Origin of the sequence: Pandoraea anapnoica, assembly GCF_902459765.1 — a bacterium.
In the GTDB taxonomy this organism is placed as follows: Bacteria; Pseudomonadota; Gammaproteobacteria; order Burkholderiales; family Burkholderiaceae; genus Pandoraea; species Pandoraea anapnoica.
Genome location: NZ_CABPSP010000004.1, coordinates 321,429 through 340,213, shown reverse-complemented (window position 1 = coordinate 340,213; position 18,785 = coordinate 321,429). Strand labels below are relative to the sequence as shown.

Sequence of the window (18,785 nt, the reverse complement as noted above, 5' to 3'; positions counted from 1 at the left end):
GTCTGGACCCGTCTCAGAAATTGGCGGCGAGATCGCGCAGCGCGTCGAACGTTTCGTGCAGTTCCGCGCGCAGCACACCTACGAGCTCAGCGGCTGGCATCGCTCGCGCGAGCGGTGCGGCCTGACCGGCCCATTGTGCGGCGTAGTCGCTGTTGCCCTTGGACTTTGCTGCGGCGTTGATGGCCTTACCTGCGTCGTACGTCACAGGATAGGCAGGCAAGTCGGGGCGCTCGGTGGTTTGTTCAAGCGCATAGAGCCGGTTGACGAAGCCGCGAGCGGGACGGCCGGAGATGGCGCGAATGAGGGCCGTGCGCGGCGGATTCGGTCCGGTGAGTCGCTCCCGGTAAGCGGCGTCGGCCGATGATTCCGGGCATGCAACGAAGGCCGTGCCGAGTTGCGCGGCCTGCGCGCCAAGCGCGAGCACCGCGGCGATGCCTGCGCCGTCCATGATGCCGCCGGCGGCGATCACGGGAACGGACGTGTGTGTCACGATCAACCGTACGAGGGCAAGGGTGCCGAGCTGTTCATCGTCGGTCGGCACGCGGTCGCCGAGATCTTCGAAGCGTCCGCGATGGCCGCCTGCCTCATATCCCTGTGCGACGACGGCGTCCACACCGGCCGCTTCGATGGCGCGGGCCTCGGTGAGGTTCGTCGCCGTGGCGAACAGCATGATGCCGGCGGCGTGCAATGCGTCGATCTTCTCTTGCGACGGCAAACCGAAATGAAAGCTGACGACGGCCGGGCGCTCTTCGAGCAGCATGGCGTACATCGCGTCGTCGGCGACGAAGCTCTTGTAGATCTCGCTGAGCGTGGTGGGCGGCGTGGCGTCGAAGCGTGCGAATTCCGGGGCTAGGTAGGCGAGCCAGGCGGCATCGCGCGAAGCGTCGAGTTTGGCTGGCGCGTGGCAGAACACGTTGACATTGAACGGCTTGCGCGTGAGGGCGCGCGTCTCGTGAATGGCTTTGCGAGCCGTTTCCGCATTCCCCGCCGCCACGCCGATGGAGCCGAGCCCGCCTGCGTTGGAAACGGCAGCAGCAAGCGCCGGCGTGGACGTGCCCGCCATCGGTGCCTGAATGATTGGCGTGAGCAGACCGAGTCGCTCGATGAGCGCGCGATTGCGGGATTGGGAAGCAAGAGAGCTAGGCATGACGATCTGCACCTAAGAGTGTTCAATGGGGGGAACAGCGGCAGTCACAGCAGGCGGTATGTTCAATATGGCATACGCCCATCGCGACAAAAGATACCACTTAAATGCATCTTTATGCCAGCCACCCTTGACGCTGTCGGAGCATCTCGCGATGGCATGCGTTCGACGGGCAATAGCTGAGCATCGCTCACGTAATGGTCATGCTTTCGCGCCGTCGTCCGAGCCCATCAGATCGGACGCGCGCGAGCGTTGCATGTCTGCCCGACGGAAGTACCCGACGACCGTCGCCACACTGGTGTGTCCGGTCATCGACATCGTTTCCGCCAATGGCACTTGTTGAAGTGCTGCTTCCGTCACGAAGCCTGCGCGCAACGAGTGCGCAGAGAAATCGCCGTCGAGGCCCGCCAGTGCGCAGCGCTCGCGCACGATATCGCGCACTGCGGCCTCCGAAAGCGCTTCTCCGACATGGCCCCCGCGCCGCACACGCCGGAAGATCGGACCGCTTTCGATGCCGGATGCCGCCAGCCAGTCCGTGAGCGCGGCGGCGGCCGCACCCGCGATCGGTTTTTCATTCTCCGGAAGGTCGGCTCCCTGTTGGTTCGTCTTCGACCAGCCCAGCGTGTAGACGTAATGTTCAGGGCCGCTGCGTCGCACGTTCTCACACGTTGCGCGAACGACTTCGGAGCGTCGGCGTCCACCGCTGGCCCATGCGAAGAGCAGCAATGCGCGGTCGCGCTTGCCGCGCAGCGAGTCGTCGCAGGTGGCCAGCAGCGCGCGCAACGGTTCGCGGGTGAGGGCGTCTTTCTTGGCGGTCTTCACGCCGCGCTTCGCATAGGCACGACGCGTCTTGGCGAGCAACTCCCGCACCGCCGGTTCGGCGCAAGGATTGGGCAGATCGCGCGACGTATGTAGCTTGGCGATGACGCTCATCCGGTGGAGCAGCGTCGCGAGCGCCGGCGGACCGGTACGCGCTTTGAGTCCTTGCGCGACCAGCGCCGCATCGAGTGCCTCGGGCATCTCCGTCGTCAGCCCTTGCTTGCCCTGACGCTGCGCGTGATCGACGACGAACTGCACGATCGCTGCAGGCGAAAGCGGGGGGATCAGTGGTGCACCGTAGCGCAGCCGATACCAACCCATCCAGTAACGCATGGCCGACTGATAACTCTGATGTGTATTTGCCGAGTCGCCCTCACGAACGAGCGCCTGCGCGGCTTCCCGGGCGTCGGCATGCAATGTCGCCGGGTCCAGCGGCGCGGGGAGGTGGGCTGCGTCCACGATTTTCACGATATCGCCAGCGTTGCTTTTGCGCATTGAATCGCCTTGAAACGTAATTTTTCCACTAAACATATGAAATCATATGTAATATGTAGTAAATATAACGTATGTGATAAATAAGTATCGATAATCTTCCATTATCGTGGCTTATTTGGCAATGCTGTCGATTTCAAGGAGTGCTCGCGATGACTGCGTCCCAACCCCCCAAATCCGCCACGCTCGCGCCGTCGCCTCGACAGGGCGGTCGCGGTATTTCCGAGCACGACGTGTGGACGGCCGCCGATACGCTATTGATGTCGGGGCAGCGTCCGACGATTGAACGGATTCGGCAGCAATTGGGGCGCGGATCGCCGAACACCGTGAGTCCGTATCTGGATGCGTGGTTTGGGGGATTGGGGGCGCGTCTGAACGGTGGGGGCGGTGCCAATGGCGGTTTAGCGGGTTTGCCGGACGGAGTACCCATGCCGGAGCCGGTGGCCCGCGCCGCACTGGATTTGTGGGCATTGGCGATGCACGAAGCTCGTACGGTGCTGGCCGAGGAGGCTGCCGTGCAGCGAGCAGCGCTCGATGCGCGGGAGGCTGAGTTGAATGCAGACCGTGAAGCGTTGGAGCAGGCCCGCGCCGTGTTGCACGAGCGGATTGCTTCGGCGGAGACGGCGGCGGCGGATGCGCGTCAGGCACGCGATGAAGCGCAGGCGCAGGCACGTCGCGCCGAGGCGCTGCTCATCGATGCACAGGCGGATGCCGTTGCCTCACGTCAGTCGCTTGCCTCAGCGCGCGACGCGGCGCAAGCGATGCAGGCGGCGCATGCATCGCATCGTGCGGACTGGGATGCTGAGCGCGCAAAGCTGGCCGAGCGTGCCGATGCCAACGAGCGCCGATTGATGCTTGAGCTGGACGCGGCACGCGAATCCATCAAGTCGTTGCAGCAGGAGCGCAAACAGGCGCAACGTCAATTGCAGGACGCCGAGGCCAGTCTCGCGGCGATGACCGAAACGCAGCACGAAATGCGTTCGGCCAAGGCGTTGCAGGACGCCGTGATCGCGCGACTGCGCGAACAAGTCAGCACGCAAGAAGCATTGGCCTCGACTTATCAGTCGATGTTGGCGGCACCGCCGGTGTCGGTTGCTGGGCGCGGTGCAACGTTGGGCATGACGTCAGGTGTCAAGCGCCGTCTTAGCAGCGCCGTCGCGCCGACGGCTTCAGTGTTGCGTCGAGCGCGACGTCCTTGATGTGACGCGCTGCGCTGCACGAACTTGGTCGGCGACCTTGGTGTGATCCGATTTTCACTTCATCTGGGCGAGCGTCGGCGCATCTGCCTCCCATCCGCCCCCAAGCGCGCGGAACGTCGCGACCGCCGCCCGCGCGTTGTCTGCCTGGGCGCGGGCATCGGCGTCACGCACCGTCAATAACTGGCGGTCGGCGTCGAGCACTTCGTAAAGACTGACGGTGCCGCCGGTGTACGCCTCCTGTGCGCTGTCGCGAGCGCGTGTCTGCGCGTCGACGGCGCTCGCCAGATCCTTGCGTTGCTGCTCCAGTTCCACCAGTGTCACGATGGCGTTTTCGACATCTTCCGTGGCGCGCAGCATCGACAGCCGGTACTCCGCGATAGCTTGTGCGTTCGCGCCGCGCGCCTGAGCGACTTCGGCGTCGATGCGTCCGAAATCGAACAGACGCCAGCGCAAGCCCAGCGCGGCAAGCGGCTGGAAAGTCGCGACGCTTGGCACACGTGCGCCCGCGAGCGTGTCGAATCCCAGCACACCGGAGAGCGAAAGCTTGGGGTAGTACTCCGCGAGCGACGCGCCAATCCGTTCGTTCGACGCCGCCAGTTTGCGTTCTGCGGCGATGACGTCCGGTCGACGGCGTAGCAAATCGGTGGGGGCGCTGGCGTCACCGATGGCGGGAATCGTCAGCGCACGCGCCTTGAGGTCGTCATCCTGCGTCGCCACGCTCATGCGTCTCGCATACGTTCCCGGCGCGGCGCCCATCAGCACGTCGAGCCGATTGAGTTGTGTTTCGCGCTCGATACGCAGCGGCGGCAGCGTCGTGCGCGCTTGTGCCAGCAACGCTTCCGATTGCGCCAGTTCGCGCGCCGTCGCCAAACCATCCTTCAGTCGCAACCGGACGATTTCCATCAGCCGGGCGTCGGTGTCGATCTGGTCCTGTGCAATGGCCAGTCGTCTCTGGGCGGCCCTGACGCGGAAATAAGCATCGGCAGCTTCGGCCACAACACTCACGCGCACGCCGTCACGCTGGGCTTCTGCCGCTTGCGCCAACGCGCCTGCGGCTTGCGCCGAGCGTTGTAGTCCACCAAACAGATCCAGCTCCCAGCTTGCGCCCGCGCCGATGTCGTAGATCGTCATGTTGCGGTTATAGCCGGGGAGGTTGCGCGCCACCACGCCGAGTGGGCTTTCCAGAGACTGGTGTTCGCGCGTGATGCTGCCGTCCAGTGTGAGCGAGGGCAGCCGTTGCGCGCCGGCCGCACGCGCCTGTGCCCGAGCCTGTTCGACGCGTGCCATCGCGGCCTGTAAGTCGAGGTTCTGCGCGAGCGCCTGCGCGACGATCTCCGTTAGCACCGGGTCATGAAAACGCGTCCACCAGCTATCCAATGCCACGCCGTTTTCGGACGCCGCGCCCGTCAGCCCATGGCTGGCATCGCGTTGCGTAAGCGCTGCGCTGCCCTGGAAATGCGTCGGCAGATCGGCCTTCGGTGCGACGTAATCGGGGCCGACCGCGCATCCGGCCATCGCGCTGACAGATAGCGCCAGTAAGGCATTGCGCAGAATCGACGGGGTAACGCCGGACACCGTGAGCAGGGTTGCATTCATGGAATTTAACGAGTTACTTGCAAGATGATAGTTGCAACTCTATACTCACTTCCATTATGAAAGCAACCCCTGGTTGCGATTTCCCGTTCTCTGTCTCACCACCGCCTCAAGCGCGAAGAAGGATCGACCCATGACATCCCCGAGCACTCCCGCCCAACACGCCAGCCAACCGGGCGGTCCCTCTGAGAAGCCCAACTTCCCGCGCCGCCTCGCCATGCGTGGCGCGATTGTCGTCGCTGCGATCGCGGTGTTGGGCTACGGGACTTACTGGTGGACAACGGCGCGCTATCTGGAATCGACGGACGATGCCTATGTCGGTGGCGACGTCACCGTGCTCGGTCCCAAGGTGCCCGGGTACATCGCTGAAGTGCTGGTGACGGATAACCAGACGGTGCATGCGGGCGACGTGCTGGTGCGCCTGGACGACCGCGATTACCGCGCTGCCTTAGCGAAGGCCGAAGGGGCTGTTGCCGCGCAACAGGCGCTGATCGCGAATCTCGATGCGACGGCGAAGTTGCAGGCGGCGGTCATTGCCCAAGCGCGCGCCAGCGTGGTGGCCGTGACCGCCGACGCTCGGCGCGCACATGACGATCAGGTGCGTTATCAGGATCTCGTCGCCAAGGCGGCGGTGTCGGTGCAGAGCGCACAGAAGGCGGACGCCGATTACAAGCAGATCGCCGCGAATCGCGAACGGGCAGAGGCGGGGGCAGTGGCGGCAGAGCGTCAACTGGACGTGATCGCCACGCAGAAGCAGCAGGCGCAGGCAGCACTGGCACAGGCCGTCGCCGAGCGCGACATCGCCAGACTCAACGTCGAATACACGGTCCTGCGTGCACCGGTCGACGGCACCATCGGAAACCGCCGGGCGCGTCCGGGCGCGTACGCGCAGGCGGGCACACAACTGCTGGCTGTCGTGCCGGCTCACGGTCTTTGGGTCGACGCGAACTTCAAGGAGGGGCAGGTGGCGCATCTGCGTCCCGGCATGCCGGTGAAGATCGAGGCAGACGTGTTGCCTGGTCGCGTCTTCCACGGTCGAGTGGCGAGTCTTGCCCCTGCAACGGGCGCGCAATTCAGTGTGCTGCCGCCGGAAAACGCAACGGGCAACTTCACCAAGATCGTGCAGCGCGTGCCGGTGCGCGTGCAACTCGACGATGCAGACGCACGTCTGGGGACGCTGCGCCCCGGTCTCTCTGTGACGGCCGAGGTGGATGCGCGTGGCGATGGCAGCGGCGACAAGTCGTCGGCCCCGGCACCCGCCAAGGTGGCAGCACGATGAGCGCCGCTAACTCGGGGGCAGCACAACCGCTGCCTGCCAGTAGTGACAGCGGTGGGCCGTCGGTGCACTCCGCGAACGACGAGCGACCGCGACTGGCGCCGGCCCCCGCGCCGGCGGGTGGCGGCTTCTCGGTCGACGCCATGTCCACGCCCGCCAAGATCATTGCCTTCGGCACAATGGTCGTCGGCATGTTTATCGCGCTGCTCGACATTCAGATCGTGTCGGCCTCGTTGCGCGATATCGGCGGTGGTCTCTCGGCGGGCGCAGACGAAACGGCCTGGGTGCAGACCAGTTACCTGATTGCCGAGATCATCGTGATCCCGCTCTCGGGCTGGCTGTCTCGCGTGATGTCGACGCGCTGGATCTTCGCTGCCTCGGCGGCGGGCTTTACCGTGGCGAGCTTGCTGTGCGGCGCGGCGTGGAACATCCAGAGCATGATCGCGTTCCGTGCGCTGCAAGGGTTTCTCGGCGGTTCGATGATTCCACTGGTTTTCACCACGGCGTTCGCCTTCTTCAGTGGGCCGCAGCGCGTGGTGGCGGCCGCCGTGATCGGCGGGCTTTCGTCACTCGCGCCGACACTCGGGCCGACCATCGGTGGGTGGATCACGGACAACTACTCGTGGCACTGGCTGTTTTTCATCAACATCGTGCCGGGCATCTTCGTGACGGTGATGGTGCCCCTGATGGTGCGCATCGATCGTCCCGACTTCTCGCTGCTGCGCGGTGCTGACTATCTCGGCATGGTCCTGATGGCGGTCAGTCTTGGATGTCTTGAGTACACGTTGGAAGAGGGCCCGCGCTGGGACTGGTTCGGTGACGACACCATCCGTGCCACGGCTTGGCTCGCGGGGCTGTGCGGCGTGGCGTTCATCTGGCGCAGTCTGGTGTATTCGCAGCCGATTGTGGATTTGCGGGCGCTCAAGCAGCGGAACTTCGCGCTCGGGTGCTTCTTCTCGTTTGCAACGGGCATCGGCATTTTCGCGACGATTTATCTCACGCCGCTGTTCCTCGGGCGCGTGCGCGGATTTTCGGCGTTCGAGATCGGGATGGCCGTGTTCTCCACGGGGGTCTTTCAGTTGTTGTCGATTCCCATCTACGCAATGCTGGCCAACCGGATCGATTTGCGTATCTTGATGATGCTCGGGATTGGCGGTTTTGCCTTGTCGATGTGGCAGTTCGCGCCCATCACGCACGAGTGGGGGTCGTTGCAATTGATGCTGCCGCAGGCGCTGCGCGGTGCATCGCAACAGTTCGCGGTGGCGCCGATTGTCACGCTGACGCTGGGTAGCCTTCCGCCTGCGCGATTACGTCTGGCGTCGGGGCTTTTCAATCTGATGCGCAACCTCGGTGGTGCTATCGGCATCGCTGTCTGCACGACTGTGCTTAACGACCGAACGAATCTGCACTTCTTCCGGCTCGCCGAGCGCATGGGTGAGGGTAATCCGGCGGTCGGTCAGTGGCTGGCGAGCGTGGGTGCTCGACTGGGCGCGGCCGGACTGGATGCAGTCGATGCGCAGACGGCGGCGCTTCGACAACTTTGGCTGCTGACGTTGCGCGAAGCGCAGACGATTACGTTCGGCGATATCTTCGGCGGGTTGGGGCTGATCTTCCTGGGCGTGACGCTGATGGTGCCGCTCATGCGTCGCGTTGCTCCGCCCAAAGCGCCGAGCGCAGATGCGCACTGAGGGTATGGCGAAGACGCTCTGAGTATATCGGCAGGAGATTTCACTTCAAACTATTTACCTCGAAAATCTTTTTTAAGTAATTGATTTTAAATGATGGAGAGGGGTGACACCTCGTTGTTCAAGTGAAATGTGAAGTTCTCGAGACACGGGTGGCTTGCTCCCCGGTGTCGACGCGCTTATGCTCACTTGCATGGTAATAGGCAGCGCTGTCGTCATCGACGGCGCTGAACAGAAGGAATCTTTATGCAACGAAAGACATTCCGCGACATGCAGTGCCCCATTGCCCGTAGCCTTGAGCGCGTGGGCGAATGGTGGAGCATTCTGATCTTGCGCGAGGCAGGCTACGGGACCACGCGCTTCGACGACTTTCAGCGTCGCCTGGATATCGCGCCGAACATGCTGACCCGACGTCTGAACGCGTTGGTGGAAGAGGGCTTGCTGGCACGTCGTCAGTACTGCGACCGCCCGCCGCGCTTCGAATATGTGCTCACCGACGCCGGTCGGGATTTCCGTCCGGTATTGTGGGCATTGCTCGCGTGGGGCAATCGGCACTTTGCGCCGGAAGGCATTGCGGCCCAGTTGGTGGACCGGGAGACGGGGCAAGTGGTCGAGCCGGTCGTGGTCGATGCGGTGACGGGGGTGCGTCTTGATCCGCAGCGGCACGTGCCGAGCGCAGGTCCGGTGGCGACCGAGGGCATGCGAGCCCGACTGGCGCGAGCCGCAGCGTTTGCGACGGGGCAGCCTGTGGCGGACGCGGAAGGAAAAGCGGAAGTCAGTTCTGAGGAAGCGGCGGCTGATCGTTGATTTTGTTTGGTATTGTCACCGCCGCTCAGGCCATCACCGGGGTGCCGGGGATGCCCGGCAACGAGGCAAGCAGGCGCGCAAAGGCGTCTCCGGTCAGCGGTTTGCCCAGCAGGAAACCTTGCAGCTCGTCGCAATCGAGTGTCTTGAGCGCTTCGCGTTGCGAAGCTGTCTCGACGCCTTCGGCCACCACGTCCATGTCGAGCGAGTGGGCCAGCGCGATGATCGCAGACACCACGGCACTGCCTTCTCGTCCGCAAGTATCCAGTCCGTTGGTGAAAAAGCGGTCCATCTTCAACTGCTTGACGCGGAAACGTTGCAAGTACGCCAGACTCGAATAGCCCGTCCCAAAGTCGTCGATCGCCACCTCGAAGCCGTGATCCTGGAAGGCGCGGATCACATCGATGGTGTGCTGCGCATCGAACATCGCCACCGTTTCCGTGATCTCGAACATCAGGCGCGTGCAAGCGATGCCAGCGTCCCGCACGATTTCCACAATGTTCTCGACCAGCTGCGATTGCGCCATCTGACGCGGCGACAGGTTGATCGCCACTTTCACCGGCGGCAACCCGGCCGCGTCCCACTCCTTGATGTGCTGGCAGGTGGTTCGTACCACCCAGTAACCGATCTGCACGATCTGACCCGTGCGCTCGGCCACCGGGATGAAGTCGGCCGGCTGCAATTCGCCGAAGGTCGGATGCGTTAGGCGCAGCAGGGCCTCGGCACCCGCCAGCGCTTCCGTATCGCCGCGATACTTCGGCTGAAAATGCAGCGAGAAGTACTGCTCGCTTTCGGCATCGTGCAGCGCTTGCTGGATCTCCCAGGTGCGCTGGGCCGCCGCGTTCATGCGCGGCTCGAAGTACCGGAAGATGCCCCGGCCCGCGCGCTTGGCTTCGTACATGGCGGTGTCGGCGTGCTTGAGCAGCAGGTCGATGCTGTCGCCGTCGTCCGGGAACAGCGCCACGCCAATGCTGGGCATGACGTGCAGCGACTGGGAGCCGACCTTCAGGCCGTCGCGCATGTCGTCGAGCAGACGCTGCGCCACGCGTCCCGCGACTTCCGGGGATGACAGCGAACCGAGCAGCACCACGAACTCGTCGCCGCCCAACCGGGCCACCACGTCGTCGCCGTTCACGTTCTTGCGCAGTCGTTTGGCGAAGGCGCGCAGCACGTCGTCGCCCACGTTATGGCCCAGCGAATCGTTGATGGTCTTGAAGCCGTCCAGATCCATGAACAGCACCGCAAACCGGCGCTGGTCGCGACGCGAGTTGATCAGCATGCGCGCCGCCGCGTCATGCAGGGCGCGGCGGTTAGGTAGATCCGTCAGCGCGTCGTACGTCGCCATGCGTGCGATCTGGGTGTTCAGTTGCAGGACGGAGTTGGCCAGGAAGCTCGTGCGTGCGTCCAGACGGGAGACGAGCAGGGTGGTGACCAGGATCAGGAAGGTGAACAGGCTCACGGTCGTCACCAGCCACGGCGAACTCACGCCGTTGGCGGCGCCGCAGACGGCGCCCGCGGCGAAGGTGGCTGCCGACATGCCCGTGTAGTGCATAGCTGTGATCGCGAGCCCCATGACGATGGCGGCCCCCACGCGTTTGGCCATCACATAGCGCAGGCTGCCGTCGCGCAGCGTCCGGGCTATCCACAGCGCCGCCGTGGCGGCCGCAATAGCAATGGCGATCGACGCAGCGAAAAGCAGTGGATCGTAGCTGATGTCCGGGTCCATCTTCATGGCGGCCATGCCTGAGTAATGCATGGCGGCGATGCCGATGCCCAGCGTGACGCCCGCGCATCCGAGGCGCCACGGGGTGAAGCGTTCACTGGCGACGAGCCAGAGCGCCGCCCATGAAATCGCGATCGCAATGCCGAGCGACGCCGCCGTGATAGCCGGGTCGTAGCCGAGCGCAAGGGTGGCTCTCGAGTCGAGCGGCGACCACGAAGGCGACAGCGACAGGGCGAGCATGCCGATGAAGTGCATTGACCAGATGCCGATACCCATGGCGGTCGCGCCCACGGCAAGCCACGCCTGGCGCATGCCACGGTGGGTCAGAAGATAGATGCGACCGGAAAGGTCGAGCGCCGTGAACGACGCCAGTACTGCCACTGCGAGCGATAGCGCAACAAGCCAACCACTGTACGAACTGGACATATGAAAACCGACCGAAAAGTCCCGCTTAACTGATTATCGGCACGCAGCGCCAATAGTTGAGGATTGCGGTGGAATATTTCCGAGAATCTGGGAACCTGCGACTGCCCGCACCCCGCGCGCGCGTCTTCGCGCCTGCTGCGTCGATGCTCGACAGTGCCGATGCCATAGTGAATAATCCGTCCATACCCGCCCGCGCGGGGCGAAATACAGCAACCCTAGATTCTGCCTGATTTCCTTGGGATTTCCTCTCACTGAGTGCAATCTTGGTGGCCGACGTGCCCGCAGGAGCCGTGATATGCGCATTCGCATGGGGCTGTTGCAAGTGCTGGTGGTGGTTGGAATGGCCGTCGCGCCGCTCGCTGATGCGGTTTCGGCGACATCTGCGCTCGCCTCTTCGCCGGAGGCGTCTTTGGGCGCGTCGGACGCGTCCGCCAACGCCCCGAACGACGGCGCCGAGCTTCGCTTCATGGACCGGCCGGTCGTCACGTTCCGTGGCACGCTTGGCGGTGCAACCCCCGAGGTGCGGGCGGCTCGGGCGCAGGCGGTACTCGACAGCCTGCCCGGCAGCACCTTCGATTTGCCTGTCGACGTGCTGCATGCATCGCTCGGCGGCGTCTCCGGCGTGGCGTTTCGCGTTCGCGACCGAATCCTCTTTGCGCTGACGACCGACGACCTGGCACCGGGCGACCCGCGTTCACTCGACGCCGTGGTAGCCGAGGTGAAGACGAATCTCCAGACGGCCTTCGCCGCCCGGCGCGAGCAACTCCACTGGCCGACGATTCTGCGCGGCATCGCTCTCAGTGCGCTCGGTGCCGTGGTGCTGACGATGTTTGTGATCGGCATCGGTCGCATGCGGACCCGGCTTGAGACGCGCCTTCAGACCGCCTTCGAAAAGCGTGTCCTGCAACGCACGGCCCGCACCTTCGACTGGACGGGGTCGGCCGTTCACCTCGTGCATCAGGTCGTGCAGATCGGGGCCGTGTGTCTGGCGCTGACTTTCGCTTACCTCTACCTCATCTTCGTGCTGATGCAGTTCCCGGCCAGTCAGCCGCTGGCCGGTCGCCTGTCGGACTTCCTCTGGACGCTCGTCGACCGTTTCGGTATCGGGGTGGCGGGTGCCATCCCGGGCGCGCTCACTGTCATCGTCATCTTTCTTCTCACGCGCGCGTTGCAGAGCCTCGTCAACAATGTCTTCGACGCAGTGCAAAGCGGTCGCCTGTCCATTCCCGGCATGCACCCCGAGACCGCCGGCGCGACGCGGCGCGTGGTGTCGGTCGTGGTCTGGGGGCTTGCGCTGACATTCGCTTACCCCTACATGCCGGGCGCACAGAGCGACGTCTTCAAAGGTCTGTCGGTCCTGCTCGGTCTGATGGTTACGCTGGGATCGAGCGGCATTGTGAATCAATTGATGAGCGGGATGGTCGTGATCTACAGCCGCTCGCTGAAGAAGGGCGATCTCGTTTCGATCGGCGACGCTACCGGTATGGTCATCGGCGTCGATGCGCTTTCGGTCAAGCTGCGCAATCTCGCACAGGAAGAACTGACCATCCCGAACGCTGTCGTCGTGGCGTCCACAGTGCGCAACTTCACGACGCAGGGGCGTGGCGTCGCGATCAGCACGACGCTGACCATCGGCTACGACACGCCGTGGCGTCAGGTGCACGCCATGCTGATCGAAGCGGCGACGCAGACGCCGCAGATCGCCGCTGAGCCCGCGCCGTACGTGTTGCAGCGGGCGCTGTCGGACTTCTACGTCGAGTACGAAGTCTTCGCCACCTTGCGCGATCCGTCCACGCGGTTCGCGGCGATTTCCGCACTTCACGAAAACATTCAGGACGCCTTCAACCGTTACGGCGTACAGATCATGTCGCCGCATTTCGAAGAGCAGCCGCATGTGCCGCTCACGATCCGGCCGGAAAACTGGTATCCGGTCCCCGCGCGCGCACCGGTGGATGTGGGCGGCGTACCACCGACATCCGCACCCTCGCAGACATCACAAGAATAAGGAGCCGGTCATGACCGTTAAATCGTTGACGACAAAGGAACGTACCGCGAAGGCGACCCCGGCCGCTCCGACCGCAGCGCCTGTCGCGCCTGCCTCGTCCTCACAGCAGACGGTGCCCAGCGTCTCTAACGTCCCATTCGAGGCCCGCGTCGCAGCGGGGCGGAAACTGCGCGAAAAGACACCTCGCAGCAGCCATTCGCATCTCGGCAACACCGATCGCGACATTGTGGCGTTGTTGCGAACGAGCAGCGAGGGGCGAGTGGCGGCGCTAGTGCCGCTGCGTTACGGCCGGATGCTCGCGTCGCCGTTCGCGTTCTATCGCGGCAGTGCGATCGTCCAGGCGCATGATCTGGCGGGGACGCCGAACACGGGGCTCACCTTGCAGATCTGCGGGGACTGCCACCTGGCGAACTTCGGCGGCTTCGCTACCCCGGAACGGACTTTGATCTTCGATCTGAACGATTTCGACGAAACCGCACCCGGTCCGTGGGAGTGGGATCTGAAGCGGCTATGCGCGAGTCTGGTGCTCGCCGCACGACAGTTCGGCTTCGGCGACACGCTGGGTGTCGAGATGGTGCGCACCGCCGTAGCCAGCTACGCCCGACGGCTGGATGAGTACGCTCACATGCCGACCATTGAACTCTGGCACGAGCAGATCACCTTCGAGCGCATGCTGAATCTGGCCGGTACCGACCGGGTGCGTGAGGGCGTCAAACGCGGCATCGCCCGGGCGTCCGGTCGCACCCATGAGAACGTCCTGCCAAAGTTCGCGCAGCAGGTCGGCGATCACTGGCAGATTCGCGACACGCCGCCCACGATGTTCCACGTCCACGGCGCGACCACCCTTTTCGGTCCGGAAGACGACTGGCTCGGTCTGGGCGACTGGCGCACCTTGTTCGCCCCCGTCTACAAAAGTTACGTCAATTCGCTCCCGCCCGATCGCGCCCGCATGCTTGAGAACTATACGCAGCAGGACATGGCCTTCAAGGTGGTCGGGGTCGGCAGTGTCGGTACGCGTTGTCTGGTGTTGCTGATGATGGATGCTCATGAGCAACCGCTGTTCCTTCAGTTCAAGGAGGCGTCGCGCTCGGTCGTCTCGCGCTTCGTTCGCAATGTCACGCCCAAGCATGACGGGCGACGTGTGGTCGAAGGGCAGCGCCTCATGCAGGCAGCCTCCGACGCCTTCCTCGGGTGGGGTTCGGGCCCGTTCGGTCGCTGTATCTATGGCCGCCAGTTGCGAGACATGAAGATCTCCGCGCAGTTCGAGTTGTTCCGTGCCGATGGTTTCCGCGAGTACGCCGGCCTGTGCGGCTGGGTGCTGGCCCGCGCGCATGCAAAAGCGGGGGGATGCGCGCCCGAACTCGTGGGCTACGTCGGCAAGGGGATTCGTCTGGGCGAGGCGATGATTCGTTACGCGACGGACTACGCCGATCAGGTCGAGCGGGACTATGAAGTGTTCCGCAAGGCGTGTCGAGACGGGCGGCTCGAAGCCCGCACCGACGCGGATATGGCCGCCGACTTTATGGCCTGAACAGGGAGCGCATCGAAGTATGTCGCTGTATCGGTTGCAGGCACGCATTGTCGTCGCGTTGGAAACGGCGGTGCGCTGGGTGGCGCGCACGCCGACGCTCATCGTATGGAGCGGCGTGGGGATATCCGTACTCGTTATGGTGGTGGCCGTGGCCTTGCTCTACGAAGGACGGCTGCTGGTGCTGGCCCGTGCGGCGGACAACCAACGCAATATCGCCGACGTGATGGAGCGGGATCTGGAGCTCAACTTCCAGCTATACGAGGCTTCGCTCGATGCAGTCGTGAAGTTGCTGGCACGTCCCGACGTCGAGGCCATGGCACCCGCGCTTCGCCGCGAGCTGATCTTCGAGCGGGCGGGGGCGTCGCGTTACATCGGGTCGCTCGTTGTGCTCGACGCCGAGGGAAATATCGCCATCGACGCGGAGAGCGAAGTGCCGCGACCGTTCAACTTCGCCGATCGCGATTACTTCAGCATCCATCGTGCCAATCCGGACGCGGGACTGTACGTGAGCGGCTTTCTGCATTCGCGCCTTCGCAACAGAGCCCCGACCATGGTCATGAGCCGACGCATCTCCCGCGCCGACGGCTCGTTCGGCGGCGTCGTGTCGCTCGCGGTGGACATCAAGTATTTCCGTCAGTTGTTCGACCACATCGAAGTCGGCCGCCAGGGGGTGATCCTCCTGCTCGGCAAGGACGGCGCAATTCTCATGCGCAAACCGTACGACGAAAATGTTATCGGATTGACGATGGCGCAGACCGGCCGCTACGAGTCGCTACCCCCGGGGCGGGACGATCATCGCATTTATCCGATCCGCTTCATGGGGCGCGACAGCCTGATGTCCCGCCGGTTTCTGAGTAATGCGCCGCTTACGCTGATCATCGTGACGTCCAGCGAGGAGACGCTTGCCCCGTGGCACAAGCGCGTCATCGAATTCGGCGGACTGTTCCTGCTCCTCAACGCGGGGTTCGTGCTGACATCGTTACTCCTCGCAGCCCAGTTGCGGCGACGTCTGCGAGCCGAGCGGGAATTGCGCCTTCTGGCCCGTACCGACGGCCTGACCGGCCTCTCGAACCGCCGCTCGCTCGACAAAATCCTTGCGCTGGAGTGGCGGCGCATGCGCCGCGCCGGTCATTCGCTGGCCGTCGCTTTCATCGATATCGACTGGTTCAAGCGCTACAACGATACGCACGGCCATCAGGCGGGCGACGCCGCACTCGCTGCGGTCGCCAGCGCCATCGGGGCGGCGCTGCAACGTCCATCGGATGCTGCCGGTCGTTACGGCGGAGAGGAATTCATCGCTGTGCTACCGGACACCGATGCGCCGGGCGCTCAGCGCGTGGCCGAGGGTATCCGGCTGGCAGTCGACCGGCTCAATCTCGACCACGCGTCGAGCGACTTCGGCCACGTGACGGTGAGTATCGGTGTGGCTTGCCGACAGCCGCAGGCCGGGGAATCCGTCGACATGCTGGTCAAGGCGGCCGACCGCGCGCTCTATCGTGCCAAAGCCACCGGCCGCAATCGCGTGATCGTCGCTTCGGAAGACGATGCGATGACGGCGTCGAAATCGTAAGTCCGTCGACCTCAGGCAGGCCGTCCTCATCTCCTCGTAGGAATTGTCTGATTCCGCACCCGCAACGGGGGCGGATCAACGCTTTACGGACCGCATCTGCTCCCGAATCTCTCGTTCTTCAAGAGGATCAGAAGACGGCTGTAAGCCTTTGATTCTTTGCCGACTCTTTGCGTTCGGACGTATTGATGCGGGCGCCATAAGCGTTTTGCCAGCGTCCGCCTACACGTCTTTCAGATTCCGCCGATTCGCTGGATGAAACTCACTCTCTACAATCGATTTCAACAAGTCCGGTGCGAGTTGCAATAGCGCGGACGGCAGTCAAGGAGTCAGTCATGGCGAAGCGTAACCCCCCATCGCCAACACCGCCCAGCAAGACTGACAAGCGCGGGTTGGCGGACGAAGGAACGCAGGAAGGCGCGCAGTATCCGTCTGAGCATGAGCAACACGCTCTGACGCATGAAGATGGTGACGCCGAGACGCATGGTGCGCCGATGCCGACGTCCGACGACGCGGGCACGCTGCAACCGCACGACGACTATGCCGGTATCGGACGGGATGCCTCCGGATCGGTGCCGGTGGTAAGAGGTCCGTCGCAGTCGCAACGGGTCGACTGGCCGGAAGGCACGGTCGGCGTCGATCCGATAGACGCCGCGGATGCGGTGAAGCGCAATGCGAAGGCCAGAAACGTCAAGAATATCGAGGGCGAAGCCGGACAGGCAGCAGGGAGTCGGGGCCGAAGTAGCGGGCGTAGTGACGAAAGTGCAGACGTTGAGGCCGATGGCGCGATACACGATGCGATTCGCAAGTCGCTGTCCGACGCCATCGACCTCGACGTCTCCCACGTCGAAGTGACCGTGACGTCAGGCCTCGTACTGCTAACCGGCTATGTGCCCGAACGGTGGATGCAACACGTCGTGCAGACGGAAGTGGAGAAGGTCGATGGCGTGAAGGGCGTCGACAACCGGTTGCACGAGCGGCGCGTCAAAGCGATGAGCCACCCGGGCGAGAGCCAGGAAGGCCACAAGATTTAGCGCAGACAAACGAATAAAGGACAAACGGGCATCCGAGGTGCAGCGATACAGGCAAAGCACCGAAGACGCCTGTCAAGAGGCAAGACCGGGCATCTCCGGGCGAGGGGATGTATCACCTAAGACTCGGTCGTCGTATGGGCGCCGTACGCGTGACGTGCAGGAGGTGACGCCCAAAGGCAAAGCAATGCCAACGATGCGACGGCCAATTTCGGGAGGTCAACACAATGAAACAAGCCAATCTGCTCAAATTCGTCATGGCGGGTGCACTTGCTACCACGGGCATCGCAGCCCACGCACTCGATCAGGGCGGGATCATCAAGATTGCCGATAACGCGACCGCCAGTGGCGTGATGAGCGATACCGGCCGCAAGATCGACGATTCGGCGCTGACCGCCAAGGTCAAGGCCGAGTTGCTCGCCAAGAAGGATGTGCCGTCGACCAAGGTCCACGTCACAACGCGCCACGGTGTGGTGCACCTGACGGGTTCGGTGCCCGAGTCGGCACAGAAGACCCTCGTCGAGGATACGGTCAAGGGCGTAGACGGCGTTGTCGATGTCAAGAACGACATCAAGGTATCCGCCAAGTAAGCGCCAGTCATTGCAAGACGTTGCGGCGGCGCGTGTCGCCGCAACGTACAAGAGACCGCACTCTCGCCCTGTCGAAGACGCGTTGTTGGGGTGACGCTTTAAGTTGTCCGCCGTTGTTCTGAAATGCGCGCCTCGACTTCATTAGCGAAGGAGGAATCATGACTATGCAATCAGGCCGGGGCCAGATGCCCCAAACCAGTCAATCAGGCGCTCGCATCGTGGGCGCATCGCACAAGCTGCCCGACGGGCCGGGCCCGTCCGTGATGGCGGCCGACACGCTCGAAGCGGAAGACGTCGTGAACACCGCAGGCGAGAGCCTCGGGAAGGTCAAGCACATCATGCTCGACGTCCAGCGTGGGACCGTGGCTTATGCCGTGTTGTCCTTTGGCGGCTTCCTCGGCATGGGCGACAAGCTGTTCGCCATTCCGTGGCATGCCTTGCAGCTCGACGTGGAGAACAAGCGCTTCATCCTTAACATCGACAAAGAGGCCCTCAAGAAGGCGCCGGGGTTCGACAAGGATCACTGGCCGAGTATGGCCGACATGCATTGGGCCGAGCAGGTGCATACGTATTACACCGTCGACCCGTACTGGCATTGAGCCGCACGAGTCCATGCTCATGCCGAGCCTAAATCATATTCGCCGGCTGACGCAGGCCCCCCGTCTGGACGGGCACTTGCCTGAGCCGTATGACCCAGGCAGCCCGCCGGGCAAACCGCCGGGGACACCGCCGCCGAAGTCGCCCCCTGACGAGGATGAACCGACGCCGATGCCTCCGCCCGACCGGCCGCTCGATCCGCCGGTGGAAGAACCGCCGTTGCGCCCGCCCGGCAAGTATGTCGAGCAATCGCACGGTTGGGGCGGGGTGGCGTGAAGATCGTCTGGATGCTTTGGCGGGTGA

Annotated in this window: 15 protein-coding genes; 11 read left to right on the top strand and 4 right to left on the bottom strand. The window is 63.7% G+C overall.

The window, feature by feature from the left end; translation table 11 throughout:
• Positions 1–13: 13 nt before the first annotated feature.
• Together PAN31117_RS09645 and PAN31117_RS09640 are read right to left on the bottom strand one after the other, a co-directional pair.
• Complete coding sequence (locus PAN31117_RS09645) at positions 14–1,147, bottom strand: NAD(P)H-dependent flavin oxidoreductase (RefSeq protein WP_150737993.1); 1,134 nt, start codon at positions 1,145–1,147, stop codon at positions 14–16.
• 198 nt (positions 1,148–1,345) lie between these two features.
• Positions 1,346–2,458: a site-specific integrase gene (locus PAN31117_RS09640; protein WP_150737992.1), complete on the bottom strand. Its 1,113-nt coding sequence runs from the start codon at positions 2,456–2,458 to the stop codon at positions 1,346–1,348.
• 149 nt (positions 2,459–2,607) lie between these two features.
• Between PAN31117_RS09640 and PAN31117_RS09635 the strand changes: the two genes are divergently transcribed.
• The gene (locus tag PAN31117_RS09635; protein WP_150737991.1) at positions 2,608–3,654 is read left to right on the top strand and encodes a DNA-binding protein; all 1,047 of its coding nucleotides are present in this window, start codon (positions 2,608–2,610) and stop codon (positions 3,652–3,654) included.
• A 54-nt stretch (positions 3,655–3,708) separates the two neighbouring features.
• Here PAN31117_RS09635 and PAN31117_RS09630 read toward each other — a convergent pair whose 3' ends face one another.
• Complete coding sequence (locus PAN31117_RS09630) at positions 3,709–5,250, bottom strand: efflux transporter outer membrane subunit (protein WP_150737990.1); 1,542 nt, start codon at positions 5,248–5,250, stop codon at positions 3,709–3,711.
• Between the two features lie 130 nt (positions 5,251–5,380).
• On the opposite strand from PAN31117_RS09630, the gene PAN31117_RS09625 reads away from it, so the two are divergent.
• The 3 genes from PAN31117_RS09625 to PAN31117_RS09615 all read left to right on the top strand — a co-directional run bounded on the left by PAN31117_RS09625 (position 5,381) and on the right by PAN31117_RS09615 (position 9,015).
• Positions 5,381–6,526, top strand: coding sequence for an HlyD family secretion protein (locus PAN31117_RS09625; RefSeq protein ID WP_150737989.1), 1,146 nt, complete (start codon positions 5,381–5,383; stop codon positions 6,524–6,526).
• A 140-nt stretch (positions 6,527–6,666) separates the two neighbouring features.
• Positions 6,667–8,211, top strand: a complete 1,545-nt coding sequence (locus PAN31117_RS09620) for a DHA2 family efflux MFS transporter permease subunit (protein ID WP_150738076.1) — start codon at positions 6,667–6,669, stop codon at positions 8,209–8,211.
• Between the two features lie 243 nt (positions 8,212–8,454).
• Positions 8,455–9,015 (top strand): winged helix-turn-helix transcriptional regulator, encoded by a 561-nt coding sequence (locus PAN31117_RS09615; protein ID WP_150737988.1) that lies wholly within the window; start codon positions 8,455–8,457, stop codon positions 9,013–9,015.
• A gap of 25 nt (positions 9,016–9,040) precedes the next feature.
• Here the strand turns inward: PAN31117_RS09615 and PAN31117_RS09610 are convergent, their stop codons facing one another.
• Entirely contained in the window at positions 9,041–11,161 is a 2,121-nt protein-coding gene (locus PAN31117_RS09610) for a putative bifunctional diguanylate cyclase/phosphodiesterase (protein ID WP_150737987.1), read from the bottom strand.
• 295 nt (positions 11,162–11,456) lie between these two features.
• Here PAN31117_RS09610 and PAN31117_RS09605 point away from each other — a divergent pair, with 295 nt between their 5' ends.
• The 7 genes from PAN31117_RS09605 to PAN31117_RS09575 all read left to right on the top strand — a co-directional run bounded on the left by PAN31117_RS09605 (position 11,457) and on the right by PAN31117_RS09575 (position 18,758).
• The gene (locus PAN31117_RS09605; RefSeq protein ID WP_150737986.1) at positions 11,457–13,166 is read left to right on the top strand and encodes a mechanosensitive ion channel family protein; all 1,710 of its coding nucleotides are present in this window, start codon (positions 11,457–11,459) and stop codon (positions 13,164–13,166) included.
• A 10-nt stretch (positions 13,167–13,176) separates the two neighbouring features.
• Positions 13,177–14,697, top strand: a complete 1,521-nt coding sequence (locus PAN31117_RS09600) for a DUF2252 domain-containing protein (RefSeq protein WP_150737985.1) — start codon at positions 13,177–13,179, stop codon at positions 14,695–14,697.
• A 19-nt stretch (positions 14,698–14,716) separates the two neighbouring features.
• Entirely contained in the window at positions 14,717–16,267 is a 1,551-nt protein-coding gene (locus PAN31117_RS09595; protein WP_174990898.1) for a GGDEF domain-containing protein, read from the top strand.
• A 332-nt stretch (positions 16,268–16,599) separates the two neighbouring features.
• Positions 16,600–17,298: a BON domain-containing protein gene (locus tag PAN31117_RS09590; RefSeq protein WP_150737983.1), complete on the top strand. Its 699-nt coding sequence runs from the start codon at positions 16,600–16,602 to the stop codon at positions 17,296–17,298.
• Positions 17,299–17,522: 224 nt separating this feature from the next.
• Positions 17,523–17,885 carry a BON domain-containing protein gene (locus PAN31117_RS09585; RefSeq protein WP_150737982.1) on the top strand — a complete coding sequence of 121 codons (363 nt, stop codon included), beginning with the start codon at positions 17,523–17,525 and terminating at the stop codon, positions 17,883–17,885.
• 158 nt (positions 17,886–18,043) lie between these two features.
• Positions 18,044–18,484: a PRC-barrel domain-containing protein gene (locus tag PAN31117_RS09580; RefSeq protein WP_150737981.1), complete on the top strand. Its 441-nt coding sequence runs from the start codon at positions 18,044–18,046 to the stop codon at positions 18,482–18,484.
• A gap of 19 nt (positions 18,485–18,503) precedes the next feature.
• Positions 18,504–18,758 (top strand): hypothetical protein, encoded by a 255-nt coding sequence (locus PAN31117_RS09575; protein WP_150737980.1) that lies wholly within the window; start codon positions 18,504–18,506, stop codon positions 18,756–18,758.
• Positions 18,759–18,785: the final 27 nt, after the last annotated feature.